The organism is Methylobacterium sp. D53M (assembly GCF_053345625.1).
The window spans coordinates 1-24,423 of the sequence record NZ_JBKFAL010000013.1; the positions used below are offsets into that span (position 1 = coordinate 1).

The following is a 24,423-nucleotide window of genomic DNA, read 5'->3' on the forward strand; positions in this document are numbered from 1 at the left end:
CCAAGGGCGACCATTCTCGCATGAGAACAATGGGGCCTGACAGGCCGCTGTCCGGCCGTTGTTGAACGCGACCTATCGGTCGACAGACCCCGGCCGGCGCAGAAGCGTCCCGGCGACGCAAAACGGGGCCAACGGAATAACCAACCTCAATCAATGACTGGGTAGGGCGCATGCCGCCTGGCCCGGCCTCAACGCGGCCGCTGCCACGACGGCCGGACTGCGGAATACAATCCTCGGCTTGTGGTCTCTGATGGCCAAGGCCCCTACGAATGTCTCCAACTTGTACCGGGGATTGGACGAAGCAACCCTCGTGACCCAAGCCGACGCTGCAGCTCGCTCCGACGGTTTCGATCCCATCGTGGACCAAACGCGACCTCGTGCGCTTAAGAACGGCAGGACCTCCGCAATGTCCCAAAGTGCGACCGCGCCCAGCGCGCGATCTCGGCCGCCGACATGCCCGCGTCGAGTTCATATGAAGCACCGGCCCACTTTCGAACCGCGTTCGCCATCGGACGGAGGAGGCGCCCTAATGGACCACGGAGCACCGAAGGAACCAGCGTCCCCTGGATCGGCAACGCCGCGGACAACGCCTGAAACGTCGAACGCCTCCGACCTTGGATGTCGTCGATCAACGAGCGCCACAGCCGCCCAGACCGATGGCAGCGGATTTCTGCGAAGGCAGAAGGAATGCGCCGGCCCCGTGTCCCGCACCCAAGTCGAGATCGAGCTACGAAGGCGCCTAGGCGGACGGGAGATCCAGCGCGACCGAGGTCGGAAAAATCGGAGCGAGCCGTCGCTTGCCCATTCCTTCGGAGGAAACCCTTACGCGAGTTCCGCACCATGGCATACCCGGTGCCGCCTCGGTGCTGCCTGGAAAGCTGCAACGCCGGGGTAAGGCGTTGCAACGATCCAGCAAGTACATGCGATAATGAGATTTTTTGGAGCGGGCGAAGGGATTCGAACCCTCGACCCCAACCTTGGCAAGGTTGTGCTCTACCCCTGAGCTACACCCGCTCACTGTGCCGCGCCGCCCGGACTTTCGTGCCGGCGGCCCCCGGCGCGGCTCTCTAAACACCATTCCGCCGGGCGACGCAAGCGCCCTTTTCGCGAACCGTCACGATTTACCAGTTCGGCTCCGGCGGGAGGCCGTCGCGGATCTCCCGGAGCCGGGCGCGGGTCCCGCGCGTGGTGCCCCCGGGGAGCGCGTCCACCGGGAAGAAGGCGCACTCGGCGACCTCCCGGTCCGGCGCCTTCGGGCGCAGGACCGTGAAGGCCGGCAGGACGAACAGGGCGACGTGGTCGCGGGGCGCGGCGACCACGTTCCGATAGAGGCCGTGCAGGCGCGGCTCTCCCTCGGCGACGATCTCCGCCTCCTCGCGGAACTCCCGCACGATCGCGTCGCGCGCGGTCTCGCCGCGCTCGACGCCGCCGCCGGGGAGGTGCCAGCCACTCACGTAGGTGTGGCGCACCAGGGCGACGCGCCCGGCCCCGTCGAGGGCGACGCCGCGCACGCCGAGGGTCATGCCCCGGGACGCGAGCGCCCCGAGGTGGAACAGGCGCCGCAGCAGCGGCCGATCGAGGAGCATGCGGCTGCGCGGCTCAGACGACGTCGAGGGTGATGGCGCCGAGACCGTCGATCGCCGCGACCATGCGCTGGCCGCGCTGGACCGGGCCGACGCCGGAGGGCGTGCCGGTGAAGATCAGGTCGCCGGGCTGCAGGGCGAAGTAGCCCGACAGGTAGGCGATCTGCTCGGCGACGGACCAGATCATGTCGCCGAGGTCGCCCTTCTGGCGGACCTCGTCGTCGACCGACAGGGTGATGGCGCCCTTGGCCGGGTGGCCGATGGCGGAGACCGGGTGGAGCGCGCCGATCGGCCCCGACCCGTCGGCCGCCTTGGCGGTGTCCCAGGGCCGCGACATCTTCTTGGCCTCGTCCTGGACGTCGCGCCGGGTCATGTCGAGGCCGATGGCGTAGCCGTAGACGTGCTCCAGGGCGGTCGCGGCCGGGATGTCGCTGCCGCCGCTCGCGAGGGCCGCGACCATCTCCACCTCGAAATGGTAGTTGGCGGTCTTCGGCGGGTAGGCGTGGGCCGTCGGCTCCGGCCCGACGATCTGCAGGGCGTCGGCGGGCTTCATGAAGAAGAACGGCGGCTCGCGGTCCGGGTCCGCGCCCATCTCGCGGGCGTGGGCGGCGTAGTTGCGCCCGACGCAGTAGACGCGGCGGACGGGATAGAAGTCGCTGCTGCCGACGATGGGGAGCGCGATGCGGGGCGGGTTCTGGATGACGGAGAGCATCTCTGCCTCTGCGGTGGATCGTCCGGGTGGACCGGCGCGACGACGCCCGGGCCCTACATCATCGTTGTAAGGTCCGCATCGGCGCGCGCCATACCGGCGCTTGCCTCCGGCCTGCTCCGGCCTACAGAATCCGCGCGATGACGCCGACAGCCGCCCTCGACACCCTGCTGACCGCGCTCCGGGACGGGCTCGGCGCGCGGCACGTGCTCACGGATCCCGACGCCCTCGCGCCCTACCTGACGGAGAGCCGCCGCCTGTTCACCGGGTCGGCCCTGGCCGTACTTCGGCCGGGGAGCACCGAGGAGGTCGCCTTCGCGGTCCGCGCCTGCACGCAGGCCGGGATCGCCGTCGTGCCGCTCGGGGGCAATACCGGCCTCACCGGCGCCGGCGTGCCGCAGGGCGGCGTCGTCCTGTCCCTGGAACGCATGAACCGCCTGCGCGCGGTCGACCCGGTGGACGCCACCATCACGGTCGAGGCCGGGATGATCCTGCAGGAGGTGCAGGAGGCGGCCGAGGCCGCCGGCATGCTGTTCCCGCTCTCCTACGCGTCGCGCGGCTCCGCCCGGATCGGCGGCGGCGTCAGCACCAATGCCGGCGGGATCGCGGTCCTCGCCTACGGCAACGCCCGCGACCTCGTCCTCGGGCTCGAGGTCGTGCTCGCCGACGGGCGCGTCTGGAACGGGCTCAGGGCCCTGCGCAAGGACAATGCCGGCTACGACCTGAAGCAGCTCTTCATCGGCTCGGAGGGCACGCTGGGCATCGTCACGGCGGCGGTGCTGAAGCTGTTCCCGCGGCCGCGCTCGACGAGCGTCGCCTTCGTCGGCCTCGACTCGGCGAAGGCGGCTCTGGACCTGTTCGTCTTCCTGCGGACGCGGATGGACCGCGACCTCACGGCGTTCGAGTACCTGCCGCCCTTCGCCCTGGAGATCGTGCTCCGCCACATCCCGGGGACGGTGCGGCCGCTGGACGGCGCGCACGGCGCCTACGCGCTGATCGAGGTCGCGTCCGCGCGCCCGGACGCCGACACGGGGGCCGAACTGGAATCGGCCCTCGGGCAGGCCCTGGAGGACGGGCTGATCGCCGCCGCCACCATCGCGACCAGCGGGGCCCAGAACGCCGCGCTCTGGCGCCTGCGCGAGGGCGTTCCCGAAGCGCAGACCCGCGAGGGCGCCTCGATCAAGCACGACGTGTCGGTGCCGCTCTCCCGCCTGCCCGAGTTCCTGGAGCGGGCGGGGGCGGCCTGCCTCGCCGAGATGCCGGGCCTGAGGCCCTGCGGCTTCGGCCATTTCGGCGACGGCAACATCCATTTCAACCTGTCACAGCCGCCCGGCATGGAGCCCGCGGCGTTCCTGTCCGCCTGGGGCCGGTTCAACCGGATCGTTCACGACCTCGTGCACGCCCTGGGCGGCTCCATCGCGGCCGAGCACGGCGTCGGCCTCATCAAGCGCGAGGAACTCGCGCGCTACGGCGACCCGGTCGGGCTCGACCTCATGCGGCGCCTGAAGGCCGCGCTCGATCCGGACGACCTGCTCAACCCCGGCAAGGTGCTCGTCCCGACCGATCGCGGCCCGCCGCCGGCCTGAGCGAATTTGTGCATCGCGCCATAATTCGGCGCGGAGACGGGTGCAGGACAGCCACGCCGCGCCGCGAACCGCCGGGGCGGCCCGTCGCGTTAAGCCGCTGCTAACGCTTCGGACACACGCTCAATACAGACGGCGGAGACGGATCCGTCGGCGCCAGGCATGGCAATTGCTCTGAGGCCTCCCTATCTCGCACGTGCGAGATCGAACGACGAACCGTCACCGACAGGCTGTTTTCACATCCATCTGGAGACCGACGGAATGCCCACCTCCCAGGCCCGCGTGCAGACCACCGAGGCGAGCCGCTACCTGCAGCAGCTCTGCCGGCACTGGAGCCACAAGTTCAAGGTCGAGGCGACCCCCGTTCACGGCACCGTGCCCTTCGGCGAGGACCGCGTCTGCACCTTCGATGCCGAGCCCGACGCCCTGGTGATGCGCATCGACAGCTCCGACCCGGTCAACCTGACCCGGCTGGAGAACGTCGTGTCCGATCATCTCGCCCGCTTCGCCTTCCGCGAGAGCCTCGGCGACATCCGCTGGTCGCGCGCCGCCTGAGGGCGCGCGCAGCGCGATCACGGGCGACCCGTCCGGCTCCCGGCCCGGGCGGGTTCTGAGATCCCGATCGAAGCGCGGCAGTGGCGCACCACTTGCACGCGAACCCGGCTTGCGGCCAGATCGGACGCCGCCGTGACCGGGATCGATTCATGAAGCGACGCACCCTGCTGACCGGCGCCGGAGCCCTGATGGCCGGGGCTCTTGCCCGGCCGGCCCTGGTCCGAGCGGCCTCCGCGACGACCCTGCGGTTCGTCCCCTACGCGGACCTCGCGCTCCTCGACCCGATCATCACCACCAATTACGTCACGCGCACCCACGCGCTGATGGTGTTCGACACGCTCTACAGCCTCGACACCGCCTACCGCGCTCAGCCGCAGATGGTGGCGGGCCACGAGGTCGCGTCCGATGGCCTCACGTGGCGCCTGACCCTGCGGGACGGCCTGCGCTTCCACGACGGGACGCCCGTCCTCGGCCGCGACGTGGTGGCGAGCCTGAAGCGCTGGGCGCAGCGCGATGCCTACGGCGGGGCCCTGTTCGCGACGGTGGACGAACTCTCGGCGCCCTCCGACACGGTGGTGCAGTTCCGCCTGAAGCGGCCCTTCCCGCTCCTGCCGGACGCCCTGGCCAAGCCGACCTCCTACGTCCCGGTGATCATGCCGGAGCGCCTGAGCGCGACGCCCGCGACGCAGCCGGTGCCGGAGATCGTCGGCAGCGGCCCGTTCCGCTTCGTCCCCGAGGAGCGGGTCCCGGGCTCGCTCAACGTCTACCGCCGGTTCGAGGCCTATCGACCGCGCCCCGACGGCACGCCGAGCTTCACGGCGGGGCCGCGGATCGCGCATTTCGACCGCGTCGAGTGGCGCACGATCCCCGACGGCGCGACCGCGGCCGGCGCCCTGCGCTCGGGCGAGATCGACTGGTGGGAGCAGCCCCTCGTCGATCTCGTGCCGGACCTGAACCGCCAGCCCGCCGTGCGGGTGGATCTGGTGGAGACCGCCGGGCTGATCGGCCAGATCCGCCTCAACCACACCCTGCCGCCCTTCGACAATCCCGCGATCAGCCGGGCGCTGCTCGCGGCCGTCGACCAGACCGAGATGATGGACGCCGTCGCCGGCAGCGACCCGGCGATCCGGCGCGGGCCCGTCGGCATCTTCACGGCTGGCGGGCCGATGGCGTCCTCGGCCGGCATGGAGGCGCTGACTGCCCCCCGCGATCTCGCCGCCGCGAAGCGGGCGCTGGCGGCGGCGGGCTACAAGGGCGAGCGCGTCGTGCTGCTCTCCGGGACCGACGTGCCGCGGATCAACGCGATCTGCGAGGTGATGGCCGATGCCTGCCGCAAGATCGGGATGAACCTCGACGTCGTCGCCACCGACTGGGGGACGGTCAACCAGCGGATCCTGAACGCCAAGCCCCTGGACCAGGGGGGCTGGTCGATGTTCGGCATCTTCTCCGGCGGGCTCGACCACCTCTCGCCGGCCTACCATCTGGCCGCCCGCGGGAACGGCCGGGCCGGCGTGCCGAGCTGGCTGACGGACGCGCCCCTGGAGGAACTGCGCGGCGCGTGGTTCGACGCGCCGGACCTCGACGCCCAGAAGGCCCTGGCGGCGCGGATCCAGGCGCGGGCGCTGGAGGTCGGCGCCTACCTGCCCTGCGGCCAGTATTTCCAGCCGACCGCCTACCGGCGCGACCTCGAAGGCATGCAGACCGGGCTGCCGCTGTTCTGGAACCTGCGCCGGTCGGCCTGACCGGGCAGTTTCGGGCTCACCCGACGCTCATCAGACTGGCATTGCCGCCGGCCGCCGCGGTGTTGATCGTGGTGGTGACCTCCTCCACCAGGCCGGCCGGGTCGTAGAGATCGCCGGCCGCCAGCGCCTCCGGGCAGCGGGCCTGGATCGGCAGGATCGCGCCCTCGCGGGCCGCGACGGCCCTGTTCAGGGCCAGCAGGTCGTCGGCGTCGCCCGCGAACAGGATTCCGGCGATCGCGCCCGCGCGGTCGAGGTCCGGCGCCCCGGCAACCCGCGCCGCGCACGCTTCCGGCAGACTGTCCAGGACCGGATCGCGCCCGTCCGGCCCGATGACGACGGCCGCGTTGCCCGTGCCGAGGATCGCGCCGAGCTGGAGCAGGAGCGCCGTCTCGGTGGCCGCGACGGCCGCGACGCGCCTACGGGGACGCAGCGCGTACAGGTTGCTCTCACCCACGGGACCGGCCAGCGCGATCGCGGCGCGGCCGGGATAGCGGACGGCTTCGAGCCTGTCCGCGAGGTCGTGGCGGTGCCGCGAGCGCAGCCACGCCGTGTAGGGACGGAGTGCCGAATCGTCGGCGGCCAGCCCGTCGCGGGCGGCGGCGGGCGCGCGTCGCAGCAGGCGGCCGAGGGCCAGCGGGCCGCCGGCCTTCGGGCCCGTCCCCGACAGCCCGGAGCCGCCGAAGGGCTGCACGCCGACCACCGCGCCGATGATGTTGCGATTGACGTAGCGGTTGCCGGCCCGCACGCGGTCGAGGACCCGGTCGATGGTCTCGTCGATGCGGCTGTGCAGCCCGAAGGTGAGCCCGTAGCCGGTCGCGTCGATCGCCGCGAGGAGAGCGTCGAGGCCGTCGCGGCGGTAGCGCAGCACGTGCATCACGGGACCGAACACCTCCTGCTCGACATCGGCGACGGCCCCGATCTCGATCAGGGTCGGCGGCACGAAGGTCCCGGCTCCGGCCTCGGGCGGCAGGGGGAACTGCTCCACCGGGAAGCCCCGCGCGCGCATCCGCGCCACGTGTCCGACGATCCGGTCGGCGGCCTCGGCGGTGATGACCGGCCCGACATCGACGGCGAGGCGCCGCGGGTCGCCCACCCGCAGCTCCCGCAGGGCGCCCTTCAGCATGTGCAGCGTCCGGTCGGCGATCTCCTCCTGCAGGCACAGGATGCGGAGCGCCGAGCAGCGCTGCCCGGCGGAATCGAAGGCCGAGGCGATGACATCGGCCACCACCTGCTCGGCGAGCGCGGAGGAATCGACCACGAGGGCGTTCTGGCCGCCGGTCTCGGCCACGAACGGCACCGGCTCGCCGAAACGGTTCAGCCGCTCCGCCAGAGCCCGCTGGATGCCCTTGGCCACCGCCGTCGATCCGGTGAACATCACGCCCTGCACGCGCGGATCTTCGACCAGGGCGGCGCCGACCCGGCCGTCGCCCGGCAGGAGGTGCAGCGCCTCGGCGGGAATCCCCGCCGCGTGCAGCACGCGGACGGCAGCGGCCGCGATCAGTGGGGTCTCCTCGGCAGGTTTCGCCAGGACCGTGTTGCCCGCCGCCAGGGCGGCCGCGACCTGACCGACGAAGATCGCCAGCGGGAAATTCCACGGCGCGATGCAGGCGACCGGACCGAGCGGCGCGTGCGCGTCCCCGAGGGTCCGCTCGGCCTCGGCGGCGGCGTAGCGGAGGAAGTCGACCGCCTCGCGGATCTCCGCGACGGCGCTCGCGCAGGTCTTGCCCGCCTCCCGTACGACGAGGCCGATCAGCGGCGGCATCTGCGCCTCGAGGGCGTCGGCGGCCCGCCGCAGGCAGGCGGCGCGCGCGGTCGCCGGCGTCGCCGCCCAGCCGGCCGCGCCCGCCTGCGCGCGCGCCACGGCGACCGCCACGGCCTCCACCGTCGCCGCCTGGTAGAATCCGACGACGTCCCGGCGGTCGGCGGGATTGTGGACGGGTTCGTCGGCCGCCGCGTCGTCCGCGCCCGAGGGTGCCGCCCGCCACGCGGTGCGGCCGCTCGCCGCCAACCCGTCCGACAGCCGGGCGAGTTCCGCCTCGTCGGCGAGGTCGAGCCCGGCCGCGTTGGCGCGGGCCGGGCCGTAGAGCGCCCGGGGGGGCGCGATCCGCGGGTGCGGCGCGCCGGGATCCGGCGCGGCCTCGACGGCGGCGACCGGGTCGGCGATCAGGTCCGCGACCGGCACGGCCTCGTCGGCGACCCGGTTGACGAAGGACGTGTTGGCCCCGTTCTCCAGGAGGCGCCGCACCAGGTAGGCGAGCAGGGTCTCGTGCGTGCCCACGGGCGCGTAGATGCGGCAGGGCCGCTGCGGGACGGCGTCGGCCATCACGGCCTCGTAGAGCGGCTCGCCCATGCCGTGCAGGCACTGGAACTCGTACTGACCGAGCCGGAAATCCGGTCCCGCCATCGCGACGATGCTCGCCAGCGTCTGGGCGTTGTGGGTGGCGAATTGCGGAAAGACCGCGTCGGGCGCCGCGAGCAGCCGGCGCGCGCAGGCGAGGTACGAGACGTCGGTGTGGACCTTCCGGGTAAAGACGGGGAAGTCAGCGAGGCCGTCGACCTGCGCCCGCTTGATCTCGCTGTCCCAGTAGGCGCCCTTCACGAGGCGCACCATCAGCCGCCGGCGGCACCGCCGCGCGAGGTCGATCAGCACGTCGATGACGAAGGGGCAGCGCTTGCCGTAGGCCTGGACCACGAAGCCGAGCCCGTCCCAGCCGGCGAGGTCGGGTTCGGCGGCGAGCCGCTCCAGGATGTCGAGCGACAGGTCGAGGCGGTCTGCCTCCTCGGCGTCGACGTTGAGGCCGATGCCGTGCTCCCGCGCGAGGCGGGCGAGGTCCCGCACGCGGGGATAGAGTTCGGCCAGGACCCGGTCGCGCTGCGCGCGGGCGTAGCGGGGATGGAGCGCCGACAGCTTGATCGAGATTCCGGGGCCGCGGAACACGCCGCGCCCGGCAGAGGCCGCGCCGATCGCCGCTATCGCGTCCGCGTAGGCGCGCCGGTAGCGCTCGGCGTCCTCGGCGGTCACGGCGGCCTCGCCGAGCATGTCGTACGAGTAGGTGAAGCCCTTCGCCTCGAGCCGCGCCGCGTGCCGCAGGGCCTCGGCGATGGTCCGCCCCGCCACGAACTGCTCGCCCATCATCCGCATGGCGAGATCGACGCCGGTGCGGATCACGGGCTCGCCGCCGCGGGCGATCAGCCGGGTGAGCGCGGCGGACAGGCCGGTTTCGTCCCGGGTCGCCGCCAGCTTGCCGGTCACGAGCAGGCCCCAGGTCGCCGCGTTGACGAAGGGCGACGGGCTGTGCCCGAGATGTGCGGCCCAGTCGCCGCCGGCGATCTTGTCGCGGATCAGCGCGTCCCGCGTCGCCGCGTCGGGGATGCGCAGCAGCGCCTCGGCGAGGCACATCAGCGCCACGCCCTCCTGGCTGGACAGCGCGTACTCGTGGATCAGCCCCTCGACGCCGCCGCGGATGCCCTGGCGCCGCAGGGACTCGACGAGGCGCCGCGCGTCCTCGGCGACGCGCCGAGCCGCCTCGGGCGGCAGGCGCGCTTCTTCGAGGAGCGGGAGCACGCAGTCCCGCTCGGGCCGCCGGCAGGCCGCGACCACCGCCCGCCGCAGGGGCGACAGGTCCGCCAGGCCGGCCGCGAACGCGCCGAAAGGCTCGCTCGCCGCCGCGGCCGCCTCGTCGACAACGCCGGATCCGGACATGGGCCGCCCCTCGGACACGGCGCGCTGGCATCGCGCCGTCGCGGACTCACGCTACACCGTCGGGGGCCCGCGTCGAGGCCGAAGAGGCTGTTGCCGATCGCGTCACTTCGCGGCCAGCGCGTGGGCGGATTCCAGCGCGACGGCCAGGAGCGGCTGCGCGCCCTCCCGGCGCAGCGTCGCCACGGGAATCACCACCGGGTCGGCACAGGCCTGGACGACGTGGGCGAGGTCGAACTGCACCGCGAGGCCACCGGCCTTGGCGTCGAGCCACGCCATCATGGCCGGCGGCTGCCCGTCATAGGTCTCGGCGACGGCCTCGCGGCACTCCTTGTCGGCGTCGTCCGCCTTCGGATCGCCCGTCTTCGGGCGATAGCCCGCGAGGTAGAGGGCGTGCAGCCTCTTCGACGCGAGCGTCACCATCTTGGTCCCGCCCGGGCCTTCCGCCAAGGCGAGCTTGCCGGTCAGGGAGTTGGGCAGCAGGGTCGTCCAATCGACCGGGGCGCCGGTGGTGAGATCGTAGACGATCGACATCGTGCCGCTGTTCGGGTGCGCGCCGCCGCAGAACCCGCTGTCGAAGATGACGAAGCTCAGGAAGCGCGGGCCGCGCATCGGGGCCTGGACGGTGCGCTCCCAGGAGCTGTTCTTCCCGCCCTGATCCTTGCACGCCTGCTCGGCCTTCAGGGCCCGCGCGTCGAGGCGCTTCAGCGCCGCGTTGATCCGACGCTCGGCCTCGTCGGCCGGCGCGGCGATCTGCGGCATGGCGGCGATGCCGGGGCTCGCGTCGGACGGCGCCTTCAGGACCACCGGCCCGTCGGCGGCCCGGGCGGGCGCGGCCAGGCCCAGGAGGACGGCGCCAAGGCAGCCGATCCTGCGGCTGGCGCGGCGCGCGCGCGGCGGGAGGTTACGCTCGTACATCGTGCCTCGGCTCCTGTTCGGGCGGGGACGGAGGGTGTCAGATCCCCGCCGCGGGACGATCGGATCGGCGCAGCCCTAGCATCCGGGGCGGCGACGCGGCGCGCGCTTTGACACCGGCGGAAGCGGTGTCAGAACGCCGGGATGACCGCGATCCTGATCTACGGCGCCACCGGATATACCGGGCAGCTCCTGGCCGCGCACGCCGTCGGGCAGGGGTTGCGCCCGATCCTGGCCGGGCGCGATCCCGAGAAGCTGCGGCCGCTGGCGGCCCGGCTGAACCTCGAGATGCGAGCCGCGCGGCTCGACGATGCCGCGGGCCTGCGGTCCGCCCTCGTTGGCGCGGCGGCGGTGATCCACGCGGCCGGCCCGTTCTCGCGGACGGCGCGGCCGATGGCCGAGGCCTGCCTGGCCGCCGGCGCGCACTACGTCGACATCACCGGCGAGATCGCGGTGCTGGAGGCCCTCGCGGCCAAGGATGCGGCGGCGAAGGCGGCCGGCATCGTCCTCCTGCCGGCGGCGGGCTTCGACGTGGTGCCGAGCGACTGCCTCGCCGCCCACGTGGCCGGCCGCGTTCCCGGCGCGACGCATCTGCGCATCTCCATCGGCGGATTCGGGGGCTTCAGCCGGGGCACGGCCCGCACCATGGTGGAGGGCATCGCTTGGGGCACGCGGGTGCGCCGGAACGGGCGCATCGTCGAATTGCCGAGCCCGCCGCGCGCCACCGCGGATTTCGGAACGGGACCGCGTCGGACCGTCGGGCTCGGCTGGGGCGACGTGTCGAGCGCGTGGTACTCGACCGGCGTCCCGAACATCGACGTCTACTTCGAGGCCTTCCCCGCCATGGCGGCGGCGGCCGGCCTGCCCGCCGGCATCCGGCGGATCATCGCGGGCGGCACCGCCCAGCGCCTGATCAACCGCGGCATCGACCGGCTGCCGGAGGGCCCTTCGGCCGCCGCGCGCGAGAAGGCCCGCAGCACCTTCCTGGCGGAGGCCTGGGACGGCGCCGGCCGCCGCGCGGCGAGCCGGATGGAGACGCCCGAGGGCTACACGCTCACCGTCTGGACCGCCTTGGAGGCGGCCCGCCGCGTCGCCGCCGGCACCGTCGCGCCCGGCTTCCACACGCCGGTCACTGCCTTCGGCGCCGACTTCATCCTGAGCTTCCCGCACGTGGTCCGGACCGACCTCTGAGACGAGGCCTGCACGGCGGTCGAAATAGCCGTCTCTGCGAGAGCAGCGAAGCAATCCAGGGCTGCGCCACGCTCACCGAAGTTTCGCCTCCCCGCGTCGCCTCGCAGCGCTCGCGATGACGGCGGAGCGCGCGCCCCGCTCCCTCACACGGTCGCGCCGATTTGCCAGGGGGCGAATTCCGACGCGCCGAAATCGAACTGCTCGCTCTTCGTCCGCTCGCCGCCGGCGACCCGCAGGATCAGGTCGAAGATCCGGTGGCCGGCCTGCTCCACGCTCTCCGCGCCGTCGAGGATCGTGCCGCAATTGACGTCCATGTCCTCCTCGAGTCGCCGGTACATGGCCGAGTTGGTGGCGATCTTGATCGAGGGCGACGGCTTGCAGCCGAACACGGAGCCGCGGCCGGTGGTGAAGCAGACGAGGTTCGCGCCGCCCGCGACCTGCCCGGTCGCCGAGACCGGGTCGTAGCCGGGCGTGTCCATGAAGACGAAGCCCTTGGCGGTGACGGGGTCGGCGTAGCGCAGCACGTCGACCAAGTTGGTGCTGCCGGCCTTCGCCATGGCGCCGAGGGACTTCTCCAAGATCGTGGTCAGGCCGCCGGCCTTGTTGCCCGGCGACGGGTTGGCGTCGATCTCCGAGCCCTCCTTGCGGGTGTACTCCTCCCACCAGTGCATCAGGTCGACGAGCTTCTGGCCGACCTCCGGGCTGACGGCGCGGCGGGTGAACAGGTGCTCGGCGCCGTAGGTCTCGGTGGTCTCCGACAGGATCACCGTGCCGCCGTTCCGCACCACGAGGTCGCTGGCGATCCCCAGCGCCGGGTTGGCCGACACGCCGGAATACCCGTCCGAGCCGCCGCACTGCAGGGCGACGATCAGCTCGCTCGCCGGCACCGGCTCGCGGTGGACCACGTTCGCCTCGGCCAGGATGCCGGTCACGAACTCGATCCCGGCCTCGACGGTCTTCCGGGTGCCGCCGAGGCTCTGGATGTTCATGCTGCGGATCCGGCCGCCGAGCCCCTGCTCCTCCAGGAAGGCGCCGATCTGGTTCACCTCGCAGCCGAGCCCGATCATGACGATGTGGGAGAAGTTGACGTGCCGCGCGTAGCCCGCGAGCGTCCGCCGCAGGAGCCGGAGCGGCTCGCCCATCGCCATGCCGCAGCCGGTCTTGTGGGTCAGCGCCACGACACCGTCGACGTTGGGATAGGGGGCGAGCGGGTCGAGGCCGAGGATCGGATGCCGCCGGAACGCGTCGGCGATCAGGTCGGCGACGTGCGCGCTGCAATTCACCGAGGTGAGGATGCCGACGTAGTTGCGCGTCGCCACGCGCCCGTCGGGGCGGCGGATGCCCTGGAAGGTCGCGGGCGGCGTCACCAGCTGGGTCGGCCTCGCATCGACCCCGAACGCGTAGTCCCGGGCGAACTCGCCCATCCCGAGATTGTGGACGTGGACGTGGCGGCCGGCCGCGATGTCCTCCTTGGCGAAGCCGATGATCTGCCCGTACTTGGTCACCGGCTCGCCGCTCCGGTGGGCCCGGACCGCGACCTTGTGGCCGGCCGGGATCCGCTCCGCCGCCGTGACGTTGTCGGCGACCGGCGTTCCCGGCTCGATGGCGCCGCGGGCCACGGCCACGCCGTCGGCGGGGCGGAGGGTGATCACGGGATACGTGGACATCGGTCTCTCCTCGGATTCCGTCGCGCCAGTCGCCGTCACCGCGCCGTCACCGCGCCGTCACCGCGCCGCTTCGGGGCGCAGGGCCGGGGCGCGGGCGTCGCGGACCGGCAGCGGCGCGATCTCGCCGACCACGAACAGGTAGATGAAGGCGCCCAGCAGGCAGAACCCGCCGGCCACGATCAGGGGGATCACGAACGAGCCCTGGGTGACCGTCAGCATGACGCCCGTGAAGGTCGTCGTCACGATCCCGGCGACGTTCGACGCGAAGTTCTGGATGCCGCCGATCGAGGCCACGTGGGCCGGGGTCGGCGCCACGTCGCCGGGCAGCGCCCAGATCGAGGCCGCCGTGAAGGCGAGGCTGCCGTAGGCGACCGCGAAGCACAGCAGCGCCACGTAGATGTTCGGGGCGATGATCGACAGAGTAATCACCGACGACATCAGCATGCCGCCGACGAGGCAAGTCTTGCGGGCCGCGGTGAGGCTCCAGCCACGGCGGTAGAGCGCGTCCGACGCGAAGCCGCCGAGCCAGCCCGCGGGGATCGACGCCAGGGCCGGCAGGCTGCCGAGCGTGCCGAGCTCCGCCAGCGAGAAGCCCCGCGCCTTGACCAGGTAGGTCGGGAACCACGTGATGAAGAAGTAGATCACGAAGTTGAGGCAGAAGAACCCGGCCATCATCCCCCAGACCGTGCGGTAGCGGAACAGCGACAGCCACGGTACCTGGTTCTGGGCGTCCGCCGCGTCGACGGTCTTCGGCCGCTCCTGCGCGGCCCGCAGTCGGGCGAGCTCCTCCGGCGACACCTTCGGGTGGTTCTCGGGCTCGCGGTAGAGCCACATCCAGAACACCGCCCAGACGAAGCCCAGCACGCCGGTGACGACGAAGGATTCCCGCCAGCCCAGCGTCGCGATGACCCAGGAGACCAGCGGGATCGCCAGGGCCGAGCCCACCCGGGAGCCGCTGTCGAAGATGCTGCTGGCGAAGCTGCGCTCGCTGCGCGGGAACCACGAGGTCGCGACCTTCGCGAAGGACGGGTAGGCCCCGGCCTCGCCGATGCCGAGCAGCATGCGCAGGCCGAGCAGGGACAGGAAGCCCCGTCCGACCGCGGTCAGCGCCGTGCAGGCCGACCACCAGACCACCGCGACGACGAGGGAGAGCCGCGCGCCGACCCGGTCGGCCACGTAGCCGAAGGGCAGCTGCATGATCGCGTAGGTCCAGAAGAAGCCCGACAGGATCAGGCCCATGTCGGTGGCGTCGAGCCCGAGTTCCTTGGTCATGGAGGGCGCGGCGACCGCGAGGTTGGCGCGGTCGATGTAGTTGATGGCGTTGGCGGCCATGCAGAGGCCGATCATGAGCCAGCGCAAGCGAGGCATCGTGGGCTCCTCCCGTCTTCCGGGTATGGCGTCCCCGGTCCGTGAGGCGCCCCCGTTGAAGCCGGGGGTCGCCGCCGAGCGTGGTGTCGTGCCGGGTCGTTCCCGGCTCAGGTGCGATAGGCGTTGCCGTCGAGGCCGTGCGGCCGGCCGGCGGCGAGCAGGGTCTCCCAGACGGGCTCGGGCAGCGGCACGCCCTCGGCGAGGCGCTCGGCGCGCATCCGCCGCTCCGGCTCGCCGGGCAGCAGGACCTCGGCGCCCGGCATCGGCTTGGCGCTCTTGAAGAAGTCGAGATAGGCCCGCGTCTCGGCCGCCAGGGCGTCCTCGGTGCCGAGGGCCGACGGCGTGACGTAGATCGACAGCATGCCGTTGCAGATCCGCCGCTGCCCGGGCCCGGCCGTGCCGGAGCCGGTGAGCGCGCCGGCCAATAGCTCGCACATCAGCGCGAGGCCGGAGCCCTTGTGCTCGCCGAAGGCCCGAATCGCACCCGCCCCGCGCTGGTTGTCGCGCTCGACGCCCTCCAGCGGGCCGAACAGGGTCGCCGGGTCGGCGCTGAGGCGGCCGTCGGGCTCGATCAGCGCCCCCTCGGGCAGCGGCTTGCCGCCCCTCGAGGCGACGAGCACCTTACCCTCGGCGACCAGCGACGTGGCGAAGTCGAGGATGATCGGGTCGCCCCCCGGAACCGGGAAGCCGGCCGCGAAGGGCGCCGTCGAGAAGCGGCGCTCCACGGAGCCGAACGGCGCCACGAGGAGGCTGCCCGCCACGTTGACGAAATGGACCGAGACGAGCCCCGCCGCCGCCGCCCGCTCGGCCCACTCGCCGATCCGGCCGATATGCCCGGCGTGCCGCAGGGCGATGATCGCGACGCCGTTCTCCCGCGCCTTGGCGATGCCGAGATCGACGGCGACGGGGCCGGCCGTCTGCCCGAACCCGTAATGGGCGTCGACGAGGGCGAAGTTCGGCGCGTCGGTCACGATCTCGGGCGTGCGGCCGGCCTCGACCTCGCCGGCGCGCAGCCACTCGACGTAGCGGGTGACGCGGACGACGCCGTGGCTGTCGTGGCCGGTGAGGTTCGCCGCCACGAGGAAGCGGCCGATGCGCTCGGCCTCCGGCTCGGCGCAGCCCTCGCGCACGAAGATGTCCCGCACGTAGGCGATCAGCCTGTCGGCCGGAATCCGCATCCCGTCTCTCCCTCGCCGCGCCTCACCGAGCGCGTGCGGGATGAACCTAGCGCCCTCGCACGTGCAGGGCGAGCACCGGCGGGTGACGGCGACCGCCACCTGTCGTCCCCGCCGGACCGGTCACGGGTCGGACGGGACGGGCCCGGGCGGGTCGCCGTAGGGGAAGAAGTCGGCGGCCCGCATCTGCGCGTAGGCGAGGTGACCGAGGCGCACCGTGCCGAGGAACGGCTCCGGCGGCTCCACCAGCAGGATCGTGCGGGCGTAGCCGCTGTCGTCGAAGCCGCGCCGGAAATGCACCCGCGACTTGATCGCCACGACGTCGAAATCCGCCGGGCCCAGGCCGAGCCGCCACAGCTCGTCGGGCTCGACGATCTGCGCGAGCTGCGGGCTCAGCACGAGGACGTTGCCGGCCCCGAACGCGACGCAGATCCAGGTGCCTCCGCCGCCGCTGCCGGCGACGCCGGGCTCCGGCGCGGCGACGACGCGCAGCACGGTCCCGGTGATGCGCACCGGGTCGCCCGCGGACGGGTCGCCGCCACCGCCGACCGGCGCGTCGAACGGGTCGCCGGCCGCGAGGGACCCCGCCGCGATGCCGGGCGACGCCACCGTGACGACGAGAGTGCGGGCGAGGCCCTGCCGGAGGATCTCGCGCAGCAGCCAGGTCGCCCGGCCCGACCGGTCGCTGTGGTCGGCGAGGACGACCGGGGCGGCCCCCTCCGCCACCGCCGCCCGGGCGAGGCGCACGCCGTCGGCGATCGTGTGGATCCGCGTCGCCTCGAGCAGCGCGCGCCGCTGCCGCCACGCGAAATCCGCGACGTCCCGCGCCACCCGCTCGGCGAGGGCCGGGTCGTCGTCGGTGATCGCCTGCACGGTCATCCCGCCGTCCGGGGCGTCGCCCCACGGGAAGCCGAAGAAGACGTTGACGTACACGTCCGGCTCGCGCGCCTCCCAGACGAGAGCCCGCTGCACGAGGTCGGACCACGGTGCGGCGCCGGTCCACTGCACGACGGTCGGCGAGAGGATCGGCACCTTGAGGGTCCGGTGCGCCGGCCGGAAGTCGCCGCGTACGGCGCGCACCAGCATCCGGGCGGCCCGCTGCCCCTGCAGGTGGCCGTCGTAATGCGGGAAGTACTTCACCGCGAAAGCCATGTCGGCGTGGTCGAGGAAGGCGGCGTCCTCGTTGCCGTGCAGGTCGAAGGTCCCGACCAGGATCGCCTCCTCGCCCACCGCGGCGCGCACCTGCCGGGCGATGTCGGCCTCCGGCCTGGGGACGCCGCGCACCGCCATCGCGCCGTGCAGGGCGAGATAGACCCCGTCGAACGGGCCCTGCGCCCGCAGCTCCGCCACCATCTGCCCGAGGAAATGCGCGTAGGCGTCGGCGGTGATCCAGCCCGAGGCGGTGCCGGTGCGCGGCCAGAGCGGCGAGGTGATCCCCACCAGCTCGACGCCGTCGTACTCCCGCGCCACCTGCACGAAGCCGCCCATGTAGCCCTTGGGATCGGTGGCGAGCAGCGCGGCCCCGGCAGCCGGTGAGCCGGGATAGATGAAGTCGTCCCGGGTCGTGTCGTTCGGCAGGAACGTGACGGTCTCGTGCGTGAACTGGAGGACGGCAAGGCGCATCGATGGTCGGTCCTCTGGGATCTGGGTGACGGTCAGGAGATCTCGCGCACGAGCTTCGCGATGAGCGAGCGGCCGAAGGCCGCGAAGCTCTCGGCGGTCATCACGAAGGCGCCCTCCCCGCCGATCACGACGCTCCGGTAATACGCGGCCAGGCCGCCCGCCGGATTGGTATGCTCTCTCAGGAAGGCCGGCATCCCCTCGGGTTCGGTGAGGATCACGATGCCGTTGACCGTGATGCCGGCCGCGACGGCGGCGTCCCGGGCCTCGGCGATGGGCCGCCCGGCATTGCCGGTGCCGTCGCCGGAGATGTCGATCACCCGGCGCTCGGCGCGGAACGGCGCGCGGGCCAGAAGGTCGGCGGCGAAACCGATCGCCGAGCCGATGGCGGTGCGTCCGTAGAACGGCCGCGGCACGGCACTCAGGCGCGCCGCGAAGGCGGCCGCGTCCTGCGCCGAGGCGATCACCATCCAGTCGACCGCGACTTGCTGCTCGCCGGGTCCGGCCCAGTCGAACAGGGCGACGCCGATGCGCCCGGTCGGGCCGTCGCCGATGGCGCGCAGCACCCGCGGGTCGCCGAAGGCCTCGGCGTAGCCGCGGCGCTCGAGGTCGAACCGGGCCTCGCTGATGCTGAGCGACACGTCCACCGCGAGGACGAGGAGGAGGTCGACGCCCGTATCGGCCGCGCGGGCGGGGCGTCCGGCCAGCGACAGGGCGGCGAACATCCCGGACAGGAACGGGCGTCGCCGCATGGCCGACCCTCGATCTCGGGCGCCCGCGCGGGACGGCGGGCGGCTCACCCATGCAACGAGCCTGCCGACCCGCCGGTTCGCGCGCTCCGGCCGCGACGCGCGAAGGTTCCGCTCCCGCGGCGCGGACCCGCGCCGCTTTCGGCCGCATCACGGGCCGGGGCGCCCGCCCTACCTGCCGCGGATCGGGGCGCCGCCGGCGCCGCCCACCCAGAGACAGTCGTCATGCAGCGTGTTCGCCGAATCGGTCGTGCCATCGAGAACGGGATCGTCGGAGCCGTGACCGGGACGGTCGCAGGCGTCAGCCGGACAATCGACGGGCTGATCGGGCTGGTGGGCCGCCTGTCCGAGCGCCTCGACGCTCGCCTCTCGTCGCTCGCCGACGCGTCCCGGGCGCGCCACCGGCGCGAGGGCCGCCGGCAGATCGACCCGATCTCGCTGGAGTAGCGGCGCGCGCGACACCGCGCCTAGAGCCCCGGTCCCTTGGCGGCCCCGAAGATGCGGCCCGGCTTGCCGTCGGCCGCGCCCTGGAGCAGGACGACCCAGCTGTCCGCGTCGGCGACGCGGGCCTGGGTGTCGGGCACCTCGAAGCGGGTCGGCTGGCCCGTCCAGGGACCGAGCCGCTGCATGCCGCGGACGACATTGACGTAGGTCGCCGTCCGGCCGCCGTTCTCCCCGGACTGGATCGCGATGGCGCGGCTGCGGAGCACGGGCACCAGCCAGACGTCGCCGCGGATCTCGGTCTTGGCCTCCGGGGCCGCGCCGACCTCCACCAGGATCCGGTCGCCGTTGGTCTCGCCGCGCACCGGCACCGGCAGCCCGCCGTGCTGGCAGGCATCGCGGACCAGGCGCTCCAGGGCCGGCCGGTCGGACCCGACGGCGAAGCCGTTGCCGTCGACCACGACCTGGGGCGTGAACACCTGTCGGGCCCCGCGGCCCCGCGCGTAGGCGCGCTGGCGCTCGGTCAGCGGCCGCAGCGCGAGCGTGTCCTTCCAGCCGAGATAGTCCCAGTAGGTCACCGGCAGGGTCAGGGCGATGACGCCGGGCTTGTGGGCGAGGTCGCGCAGCACCGGGTCGGCGGAGCGGCAGGCGCCGCAGCCCTGGCTGGTGAAGAGCTCGACCACGGCGCGGACGGGCTCGGCCCGCGCCGGCATCGCGGCCAGCGTCGCGCAGGCAAGCAGCGCGGCGCGGAGCGCGCGGCGGTCGCGGGTCGGGGCGCGGTGCCGGGGCGTCATCGATCCATCAGACCGTCTGCGAGGCCGAAGGTGAAATCACGTTGGCTTGAGAGATCTCTACTGTCGGTTGAAGTGGCGCCGGCGCCACTCTCGGCTTGGGCAGCATGTCGGGCCGCCAGCGGCGATGCATCCACAGCCACTGGCCGGGATTCTCCCGCACCCAGCCCTCGACCACGGCCGTCATCGCCTGCATGGCGCCGGCGACGTCGATGGTCCCGTCGGCCGCCCTGGGCAGTTCCAGGGGCGGCGTCAGCTCGAGGCGGAAGCGGCCCTCCGGCAGGCGCACGACGCGCACGCCGTGCACCGGGCAGTCGTAGTGGCGGGCGAGCTTGGCCAAGAGGGGGTTGGCGAGGCATGGCCGGCCGAGGAACTCCACCACGACGCCGCGGGTAAAATGCTGGTCGATCAGCTGACCCAGGTGGCCGCCGGTCTCGACCACGTCGCGCATGGCGAAGACGGCGCCCGGTGTGGAGGCTGCGAGCCCGCCCATTGTCCGGCGGCGGACCTCCTGGACGAGGCGCGCGGCGGCGGGGTTGTTCGGCGGCCGGAACACCGCGGTGGCGTCCAGGCCGAAACGGGCCGCGCAGATCGCCGGCAATTCCCAGTTAGCCAGATGCGCCGAGAAGATCAGACCGGGCCGGCCGTCGTCGCGCAAGGCGTAGAAGTGCTCGATCCCGGCGACCTCCGTCCGCAAGTCGCCGGTGGCGGCGGGATCGTAATCGAACAGGCTGTCGAGATGGGCGTATTCGGCCCCCGTCCGGCCGAGATTGTCCCAGGCCTCCAGGGCGATCCGCTTCCGCTCCGCCTCCGACATGTCGGGGAAGGCCGCCCGGAGGTTCGCCATCGCCGTGCGGTGCGCCGGCAGGAGCGGTCCGAGGGTTCGCAGGAGCGCGGCGCCGAGTGCCGTGGACCGGACCGGCCCGAGGATCCGGGCCAGCAGCACCAGGGCGCGGATCACCGGGATCATCGCGAAGCCCGCGAGGCGCGGGTACGACCGTTTGAGCAGGAGGGCGAGACGCAGCACAGTCGATTCCAGGATACGGTCCGGGCGGCCCCCCAGCGCACCCGTACAGCGACGTTTACGACAAGTCTCCCGCAGCGCGAAATGCGGATCGCCGCACCCGGTGACGGTGCGGCACCCGGCGGGTGCGCCGCTGCCGGCGCTACAGGCTGACGAGGATCTTGCCGAACACCCGGCGCGATTCGAGGCGCTCCAGACCCTGCGCGAAATCCGCCAGCGGGTACACGATATCCACCACCGGTCGAATGCCCGCCTCCATTTTGGCGAGAGCCTGCCGGATATTCGCGAGCGAGCAGCCGAACGAGCCGGTGATGCGGTACTGCTGCTGGAACAGCTGCATCAGGTTCATGGTCGCCGAGACGCCCGAGGTCGATCCGCAGGTCACGAGCCGGCCGCCGCGCTTCAGGCAGAGCAGGGAGCCGTTCCAGGTATCGGCGCCGACATGCTCGAACACCACGTCGACGCCCTTGCGCTTCGTGAGCCGGCGGACCTCGCCCTCGAAACGCTCGGTGCGGTAGTTGATGACGTGGTCGGCGCCGAGCTCGGCGGCCTTGCGGCCCTTCTCGTCGTCGCCGACCGTCGTGTAGACGGTGCAGCCGATCGCCTTGGCCATGCGGATCGCCGCGGTCCCGATCCCGGAGCCGCCGGCATGGACCAGCACGCTCTCGCCGGGCTCCAGGCGGGCGTTGTCGAACAGCATGTGCTGGACCGTGCCGAAGGCGATGCCCGCACAGGCGGCGTCGGTGTCGCTGACGCCGTCCGGCACCTTCACGACGAGGCGGGCCGGCATGGTCACCAGCTCCCGGGCGAAGCCGTCGAGATGGAAGCCCATCACGCCGGACACGTCCTCGCAGAGGTTGTCGCGCCCCTCGCGGCAGGCCTTGCACTTGCCGCAGGTCATGGCGCCGTACGGCACGACCCGGTCGCCCGCGACGAGGCCGGTGACGCCCGCCCCGACCGACTCGACGGTCCCGGCCGCCTCCGCGCCGACGATCAGCGGCATCTTCCGCTTGGCGAAGGCCATGCCGCGGAAGCCCCAGACGTCGATGAAGTTGAGGCCGACCGCGCGGATGCGGATCCGGACCTCGCCGGCGCCGGGCGCGGGCGGCGGCTCGATCTCGGTGAGGCGCAGATCGCGGTCGCCGAACAGCTGGAGGGCTCGCATCGTGTCTCTCGTCACTCCGGCGCCAGGTAGCGCCGCCGCGCCCATCCGAGGGCGCGTCCGGCCTTCACCCGGCACCACGTGGTGCGGCTCGGCGTGTCGTTGGTGCAGCCGAAGACCAGGGCGCGGCTGCGGATCTCGCCGATCTGCTCGGCGGACGGGTCCGGCTCGGCGCGGATGCTGAGCGGCTCGCCCGGCGGCAGGCCGGAGATCCGGTAGACCTGCGGCTCCGCCCGGGCGTCGCCCGGGGCCAGGAGAGCCGCGCCGCAGAGGGCGGCGGTGAGGGCGAGGCTGGCGCGCATCGGCAGAATCGTCCGGTTCGGCGGCGCCACCGTCAGGTCCGGTGGACACCCATCATGGCGGTCAGGCCGCCATCGACGGGCAGCACGGTCCCGGTGATGTAGGATGCCCCCTCGCCCATCAGGAAGGCCGCCAGCGCCGCGACATCCTCGGGCCGCCCGAAGCGGCCGGCGGGAATCTGGCGCTCCATCCCGTCGCGGTAGGCGGCGTAGCGCTCCATCATGGCGGTGTCGACGAAGCCCGGGGCGATGACGTTGACGGTCACGCCGCGCTTGGCCGTCTCGATCGCCAGGGTGCGGCAATAGGCGATGAGCGCGCCCTTGGTCGCCGCGTAGGCGGCGTTGCCGGCATTCGCCCGCAGGGCGGCGACCGAGCCGACCGCCACGATGCGGCCCGCGCGCGCCCGGGTCATCTCCCGCACCAGCGCCTTGGCGAGGCGCGTCAGGGAGAAGAAGTTGACCTGCATGGCGGCCTCGGCCCGCTCCTGATCGAGCATCGCCGCGAGGGCGTCGCAGGACTGGCCGGCATTGTGGACGAGGCCGTAATAGCCCGCGGCCTCGGCGGTCTCGCAGAAGGTGTCCAGCGCGGACCGGTCGGCGAGGTCGACGGGATGGGCCGCGAAGGACCGGTCCGGGTAGGTCGTCCGCAGCTCGGCCAGCAGCGCCTGCGCGGCCTCGGCCGAGGCGCGGTAGGTGAAGTCGACGCCGAGGCCGGATCCCGCCAGCGCGCGGACGATCGCGGCGCCGATGCCGGACGCGCCGCCGGTCACGAGGACCCGGCGCGGGGTGTCGGCGGCGCTCACGCGGGCTCCGCGCCGAGGACCAGGCAGGTGTTCTGGCCGCCGAAGCCGAACGAGTTCGACAGCACGGTCCGCACCGGCAGATCGCGGGCGGTCTCCACGATGTCGAGGGCGATGGTCGGGTCCGGCACGCGGTGGTTGATGGTCGGCGGGATGCGGCCGTGGCGGATGGTCAGCAGCGAGACCGCCGCCTCGATGGCGCCGGCCGCCGTGAGGGTGTGGCCGATCATCGACTTGTTGGAGGTGACCGGCAGGGCAGCCGCGCGGTCGCCGAACACGGCCGCGAGGCCCAGGGCCTCCATCTTGTCGTTCTCCGGCGTCGAGGTGCCGTGCGCGTTCACCGTGTCGATCGCCTCGGCCGCCACACCGGCATCGTCCAGGCTCGCCCGGATCGCCGCGATGATCGGCGCGCCGTCGGGGCTGGACCGGGTGCGGTGGAAGCCGTCGCCCTTCTCGCCGCAGCCGAGGACGTAGCCGAGGATCGCGGCGCCGCGCGCGACGGCCGCCTCGGCGTCCTCCAGCACCAGGGCGGCCGCGCCCTCGCCCATGACGAACCCGTCCCGGTCCTTCGAGAACGGCTTCGAGGCGGTCGCGGGATCGTCGTTGCGGGTCGAGAGCGCCGAGAGCAGCGAGAAGCGGATCAGCGATTCCGGGTTCACCGAGCCGTCCGTGCCGATGCAGAGCGCCGCGGCGGTCTCGCCGCGCCGGATCGCCTCGACGCCGAGCTGGATCGCCGTGGCCCCCGACGAGCAGGCGGTCGAGAGCGAGATCGGCGAGCCCTTCGTGCCGAAGCGGTCGGCGATGCGGTCGGCGACCGTGCCGAAGATGAACAGGTCGTGCCAGGGATCGAAGCGGCGCGTCGCCGCCGCCCGCAGGAGGCTGGCGTAGTCGACCGGGCCGTCGCCGCCCGCGGCCTCGGCCAGGGCCTGCCGCTGCGGCCACTCCATCTCGACCGGCGGGACCGCGATGAACAGGGCGCCCGGGAAATCGCCCCTGGCGCCGATCCCGGCCTGCGCCACCGCCTCCTCGGCGGCGACGGCGGCGAACCGCTCGGACAGGAGCGGCGCGACGAGGGGATCGGTGTCGAGGAAGTCCACCGTCCCGGCGATGCGGGTGCGCAGCGCGTCGGTCGGGAACCGCGCGATCGCGTGGATGCCCGACCGGCCCTCGGTCATGGCCGCCCAGGTGTCGGCCTGTCCCTGACCGAGGGAGGAGACGACGCCGATGCCGGTGACCGCGACGAGCGGCCGGCCCCTGGCGTCGCGGTAGGATCGCGCGCTCATGGAGCGGTCCTTACGGGATTTTCCGCCGCGGTACACCTCCGCGCGGGCGGTGCGTCGCGCCCGGCG

General features: G+C 73.0%; 20 protein-coding genes and 1 tRNA gene. 5 read left to right on the forward strand and 16 right to left on the reverse strand.

Annotated elements, in window-relative coordinates:
* Positions 1 to 939: 939 nt before the first annotated feature.
* The 3 genes from ACLBYG_RS18145 to ACLBYG_RS18155 form a co-directional block, all read right to left on the reverse strand.
* Positions 940 to 1,014 (reverse strand) — tRNA-Gly (locus ACLBYG_RS18145).
* A gap of 107 nt (positions 1,015 to 1,121) precedes the next feature.
* A complete protein-coding gene (locus tag ACLBYG_RS18150; RefSeq protein WP_447682319.1) occupies positions 1,122 to 1,586 on the reverse strand; it encodes an NUDIX domain-containing protein in 465 nt (154 codons plus the stop codon).
* Between the two features lie 13 nt (positions 1,587 to 1,599).
* Positions 1,600 to 2,295: a fumarylacetoacetate hydrolase family protein gene (locus ACLBYG_RS18155; RefSeq protein ID WP_447682320.1), complete on the reverse strand. Its 696-nt coding sequence runs from the start codon at positions 2,293 to 2,295 to the stop codon at positions 1,600 to 1,602.
* A gap of 137 nt (positions 2,296 to 2,432) precedes the next feature.
* Here ACLBYG_RS18155 and ACLBYG_RS18160 point away from each other — a divergent pair, with 137 nt between their 5' ends.
* From ACLBYG_RS18160 to ACLBYG_RS18170, 3 genes are all read left to right on the forward strand, one after another.
* Positions 2,433 to 3,878 (forward strand): FAD-binding oxidoreductase, encoded by a 1,446-nt coding sequence (locus ACLBYG_RS18160; protein WP_447682321.1) that lies wholly within the window; start codon positions 2,433 to 2,435, stop codon positions 3,876 to 3,878.
* Positions 3,879 to 4,136: 258 nt separating this feature from the next.
* A complete protein-coding gene (locus ACLBYG_RS18165; RefSeq protein WP_100253431.1) occupies positions 4,137 to 4,430 on the forward strand; it encodes a DUF2218 domain-containing protein in 294 nt (97 codons plus the stop codon).
* Positions 4,431 to 4,579: 149 nt separating this feature from the next.
* The gene (locus tag ACLBYG_RS18170; protein ID WP_447682322.1) at positions 4,580 to 6,172 is read left to right on the forward strand and encodes an ABC transporter substrate-binding protein; all 1,593 of its coding nucleotides are present in this window, start codon (positions 4,580 to 4,582) and stop codon (positions 6,170 to 6,172) included.
* A gap of 16 nt (positions 6,173 to 6,188) precedes the next feature.
* On the opposite strand, the gene putA is transcribed toward ACLBYG_RS18170, so the two are convergent.
* Positions 6,189 to 9,875 carry a trifunctional transcriptional regulator/proline dehydrogenase/L-glutamate gamma-semialdehyde dehydrogenase gene (putA, locus tag ACLBYG_RS18175; RefSeq protein ID WP_447682323.1) on the reverse strand — a complete coding sequence of 1,229 codons (3,687 nt, stop codon included), beginning with the start codon at positions 9,873 to 9,875 and terminating at the stop codon, positions 6,189 to 6,191.
* Between the two features lie 102 nt (positions 9,876 to 9,977).
* Complete coding sequence (locus ACLBYG_RS18180) at positions 9,978 to 10,790, reverse strand: hypothetical protein (protein ID WP_100253434.1); 813 nt, start codon at positions 10,788 to 10,790, stop codon at positions 9,978 to 9,980.
* Between the two features lie 141 nt (positions 10,791 to 10,931).
* On the opposite strand from ACLBYG_RS18180, the gene ACLBYG_RS18185 reads away from it, so the two are divergent.
* Positions 10,932 to 11,978: a saccharopine dehydrogenase family protein gene (locus ACLBYG_RS18185; protein ID WP_447682324.1), complete on the forward strand. Its 1,047-nt coding sequence runs from the start codon at positions 10,932 to 10,934 to the stop codon at positions 11,976 to 11,978.
* Between the two features lie 143 nt (positions 11,979 to 12,121).
* On the opposite strand, the gene ACLBYG_RS18190 is transcribed toward ACLBYG_RS18185, so the two are convergent.
* The 5 genes from ACLBYG_RS18190 to ACLBYG_RS18210 form a co-directional block, all read right to left on the reverse strand.
* The gene (locus ACLBYG_RS18190) at positions 12,122 to 13,645 is read right to left on the reverse strand and encodes a UxaA family hydrolase (protein ID WP_447682325.1); all 1,524 of its coding nucleotides are present in this window, start codon (positions 13,643 to 13,645) and stop codon (positions 12,122 to 12,124) included.
* Positions 13,646 to 13,702: 57 nt separating this feature from the next.
* Complete coding sequence (locus tag ACLBYG_RS18195) at positions 13,703 to 15,013, reverse strand: MFS transporter (RefSeq protein WP_447682326.1); 1,311 nt, start codon at positions 15,011 to 15,013, stop codon at positions 13,703 to 13,705.
* 107 nt (positions 15,014 to 15,120) lie between these two features.
* Positions 15,121 to 16,191, reverse strand: a complete 1,071-nt coding sequence (locus ACLBYG_RS18200) for a malate/lactate/ureidoglycolate dehydrogenase (RefSeq protein ID WP_447682327.1) — start codon at positions 16,189 to 16,191, stop codon at positions 15,121 to 15,123.
* Positions 16,192 to 16,311: 120 nt separating this feature from the next.
* Positions 16,312 to 17,811, reverse strand: coding sequence for a M81 family metallopeptidase (locus ACLBYG_RS18205; protein ID WP_447682328.1), 1,500 nt, complete (start codon positions 17,809 to 17,811; stop codon positions 16,312 to 16,314).
* A 32-nt stretch (positions 17,812 to 17,843) separates the two neighbouring features.
* Positions 17,844 to 18,560, reverse strand: coding sequence for a DUF1194 domain-containing protein (locus tag ACLBYG_RS18210; RefSeq protein ID WP_447682329.1), 717 nt, complete (start codon positions 18,558 to 18,560; stop codon positions 17,844 to 17,846).
* Between the two features lie 222 nt (positions 18,561 to 18,782).
* Between ACLBYG_RS18210 and ACLBYG_RS18215 the strand changes: the two genes are divergently transcribed.
* A complete protein-coding gene (locus tag ACLBYG_RS18215; protein ID WP_447682330.1) occupies positions 18,783 to 19,004 on the forward strand; it encodes a hypothetical protein in 222 nt (73 codons plus the stop codon).
* 20 nt (positions 19,005 to 19,024) lie between these two features.
* Here ACLBYG_RS18215 and ACLBYG_RS18220 read toward each other — a convergent pair whose 3' ends face one another.
* The 6 genes from ACLBYG_RS18220 to ACLBYG_RS18245 all read right to left on the reverse strand — a co-directional run bounded on the left by ACLBYG_RS18220 (position 19,025) and on the right by ACLBYG_RS18245 (position 24,357).
* Entirely contained in the window at positions 19,025 to 19,792 is a 768-nt protein-coding gene (locus ACLBYG_RS18220) for a DUF1223 domain-containing protein (RefSeq protein WP_447682331.1), read from the reverse strand.
* Between the two features lie 7 nt (positions 19,793 to 19,799).
* A complete protein-coding gene (locus ACLBYG_RS18225) occupies positions 19,800 to 20,816 on the reverse strand; it encodes a lipid A biosynthesis lauroyl acyltransferase (protein ID WP_447682332.1) in 1,017 nt (338 codons plus the stop codon).
* A gap of 139 nt (positions 20,817 to 20,955) precedes the next feature.
* On the reverse strand, positions 20,956 to 21,978 hold the full coding sequence (locus ACLBYG_RS18230; protein ID WP_447682333.1) for a zinc-binding dehydrogenase: 1,023 nt from the start codon (positions 21,976 to 21,978) through the stop codon (positions 20,956 to 20,958).
* A gap of 11 nt (positions 21,979 to 21,989) precedes the next feature.
* On the reverse strand, positions 21,990 to 22,277 hold the full coding sequence (locus ACLBYG_RS18235; protein WP_026605165.1) for an SH3 domain-containing protein: 288 nt from the start codon (positions 22,275 to 22,277) through the stop codon (positions 21,990 to 21,992).
* 32 nt (positions 22,278 to 22,309) lie between these two features.
* Positions 22,310 to 23,077 (reverse strand): SDR family oxidoreductase, encoded by a 768-nt coding sequence (locus ACLBYG_RS18240; RefSeq protein ID WP_447682334.1) that lies wholly within the window; start codon positions 23,075 to 23,077, stop codon positions 22,310 to 22,312.
* Entirely contained in the window at positions 23,074 to 24,357 is a 1,284-nt protein-coding gene (locus tag ACLBYG_RS18245) for a beta-ketoacyl-ACP synthase (protein WP_447682335.1), read from the reverse strand. The genes ACLBYG_RS18240 and ACLBYG_RS18245 overlap by 4 nt, the downstream gene beginning before the upstream one ends.
* Positions 24,358 to 24,423 lie beyond the last annotated feature (66 nt).

Bases quoted from the DNA above. Each gene is read 5' to 3' on its own strand.
- ACLBYG_RS18150 (WP_447682319.1), bottom strand. From the start codon at position 1,586: ATGCTCCTCGATCGGCCGCTGCTGCGGCGCCTGTTCCACCTCGGGGCG.
- ACLBYG_RS18155 (WP_447682320.1), bottom strand. From the start codon at position 2,295: ATGCTCTCCGTCATCCAGAACCCGCCCCGCATCGCGCTCCCCATCGTC.
- ACLBYG_RS18160 (WP_447682321.1), top strand. From the start codon at position 2,433: ATGACGCCGACAGCCGCCCTCGACACCCTGCTGACCGCGCTCCGGGAC.
- ACLBYG_RS18165 (WP_100253431.1), top strand. From the start codon at position 4,137: ATGCCCACCTCCCAGGCCCGCGTGCAGACCACCGAGGCGAGCCGCTAC.
- ACLBYG_RS18170 (WP_447682322.1), top strand. From the start codon at position 4,580: ATGAAGCGACGCACCCTGCTGACCGGCGCCGGAGCCCTGATGGCCGGG.
- putA (WP_447682323.1), bottom strand. From the start codon at position 9,875: ATGTCCGGATCCGGCGTTGTCGACGAGGCGGCCGCGGCGGCGAGCGAG.
- ACLBYG_RS18180 (WP_100253434.1), bottom strand. From the start codon at position 10,790: ATGTACGAGCGTAACCTCCCGCCGCGCGCGCGCCGCGCCAGCCGCAGG.
- ACLBYG_RS18185 (WP_447682324.1), top strand. From the start codon at position 10,932: ATGACCGCGATCCTGATCTACGGCGCCACCGGATATACCGGGCAGCTC.
- ACLBYG_RS18190 (WP_447682325.1), bottom strand. From the start codon at position 13,645: ATGTCCACGTATCCCGTGATCACCCTCCGCCCCGCCGACGGCGTGGCC.
- ACLBYG_RS18195 (WP_447682326.1), bottom strand. From the start codon at position 15,013: ATGCCTCGCTTGCGCTGGCTCATGATCGGCCTCTGCATGGCCGCCAAC.
- ACLBYG_RS18200 (WP_447682327.1), bottom strand. From the start codon at position 16,191: ATGCGGATTCCGGCCGACAGGCTGATCGCCTACGTGCGGGACATCTTC.
- ACLBYG_RS18205 (WP_447682328.1), bottom strand. From the start codon at position 17,811: ATGCGCCTTGCCGTCCTCCAGTTCACGCACGAGACCGTCACGTTCCTG.
- ACLBYG_RS18210 (WP_447682329.1), bottom strand. From the start codon at position 18,560: ATGCGGCGACGCCCGTTCCTGTCCGGGATGTTCGCCGCCCTGTCGCTG.
- ACLBYG_RS18215 (WP_447682330.1), top strand. From the start codon at position 18,783: ATGCAGCGTGTTCGCCGAATCGGTCGTGCCATCGAGAACGGGATCGTC.
- ACLBYG_RS18220 (WP_447682331.1), bottom strand. From the start codon at position 19,792: ATGACGCCCCGGCACCGCGCCCCGACCCGCGACCGCCGCGCGCTCCGC.
- ACLBYG_RS18230 (WP_447682333.1), bottom strand. From the start codon at position 21,978: ATGCGAGCCCTCCAGCTGTTCGGCGACCGCGATCTGCGCCTCACCGAG.
- ACLBYG_RS18235 (WP_026605165.1), bottom strand. From the start codon at position 22,277: ATGCGCGCCAGCCTCGCCCTCACCGCCGCCCTCTGCGGCGCGGCTCTC.
- ACLBYG_RS18245 (WP_447682335.1), bottom strand. From the start codon at position 24,357: ATGAGCGCGCGATCCTACCGCGACGCCAGGGGCCGGCCGCTCGTCGCG.